Source organism: Shewanella colwelliana ATCC 39565 (genome assembly GCF_000518705.1).
Taxonomy (GTDB): Bacteria; Pseudomonadota; Gammaproteobacteria; order Enterobacterales; family Shewanellaceae; genus Shewanella; species Shewanella colwelliana.
On sequence record NZ_JAEC01000064.1, the window covers coordinates 1 to 1147 of the forward strand.

The 1147-nt window shown below is 39.2% G+C and carries 2 protein-coding genes; both read right to left on the reverse strand.

Features of this window, described 5'->3' with window-relative positions; all coding sequences use genetic code 11:
* Positions 1–65: 65 nt before the first annotated feature.
* Positions 66–497 carry a hypothetical protein gene (locus L876_RS22340; protein WP_051413164.1) on the reverse strand — a complete coding sequence of 144 codons (432 nt, stop codon included), beginning with the start codon at positions 495–497 and terminating at the stop codon, positions 66–68.
* 125 nt (positions 498–622) lie between these two features.
* Positions 623–1024: a hypothetical protein gene (locus L876_RS0116320; RefSeq protein ID WP_156029446.1), complete on the reverse strand. Its 402-nt coding sequence runs from the start codon at positions 1022–1024 to the stop codon at positions 623–625.
* Positions 1025–1147 lie beyond the last annotated feature (123 nt).

Consider the following 1147-nt stretch of genomic DNA (forward strand, 5'->3'; position numbering starts at 1 on the left):
GGGCTTGTTCAACACTCGGGATAAGGACGCGGCTACGCGCGGCCTATCCTTATTTGTTATGTGTACTAAAGCTGATCAAAGTAGTCACCAGCTCTATGCCTGAAAAATACATTACAATACTCTAGTTCAACTTGTAATGGTTTTTTATTTAGGACTTTAACATATGGATTTAACTCTAATGTAACTGTAATAGTTTTTGACAGCAGTAATTCATTGTAAAGAGCACGTTTACGCTTTTCAGAGTTAGAGTAAGGCATACGAATTATGATGTATTTATTGCAACTTGGAGCGTTGATTGGAAAGTGCTCTTTTGGGACAAACACTTCAAATTGACCGCCTTTGTTAAATCCGTATTCGGAGTTTACAGAGTAATTACCTGAAGTAAGCTCATATTTGATGTGATAATAATCAGAATACTTGCCAGAGTTAACTTTGATCTCTTGAGCATTAAGCTGAAACGCGATTAACAACACCCAAAAACCTGATAAATACTTCATACTATCCTTGTACACATAACGCCCGGCTCACCAGCGCCCAAGCCGGAGAGGTTTTTGTGATAAAGTGTAGCGAAGCGAAACCCACAAAAAGCGCGTAGGTTTGGGCGTCTGTGTGGAGCCGCTTGTTAGGGCTGGTGTACACTTATTTCTCTTTTGAACTGTTCAATATTCTCGGCATCCGGAGAAGCTTCATGACCGACATAACCCAAACCACTACCCAAAAACGATTTCATTTTTGATAGTAAATCCAATGCATATTCTGGATATGCGTCATCGGTAGATAATCCATAAATTACATAACCATCCGATAGAAAGAATACCATTGCGTGTTCAGGCTTCGCCGCGTTTAATGCCCTCCAATATATTCGATAGTCTAATTTACAATCATTGATACTTTTTCTCAATGCCTCTTCGACAGAGCCAAATATGATCTCTGGATTATCCGAATATTGAGGAAATTCATATTCATCTGCGGTTTCATCTCTATCGGGTAAAAACTGATTTAGAAACCCATCAATGGTTTTCAAATCACGTCTTTCTGAAATTACGTATATGTCTGAGTAAGATGGCATTTGGAGCCCTAACGCCTCGTTAAGAGGCAATAAAATTGTTGGCTAAAATAAGCGACGAAGGAGCAAAAGCCAACTGTT

Excerpts from the sequence above, each read along its gene's own strand:
- L876_RS22340 (WP_051413164.1), bottom strand. The coding sequence starts at position 497 with ATGAAGTATTTATCAGGTTTTTGGGTGTTGTTAATCGCGTTTCAGCTT.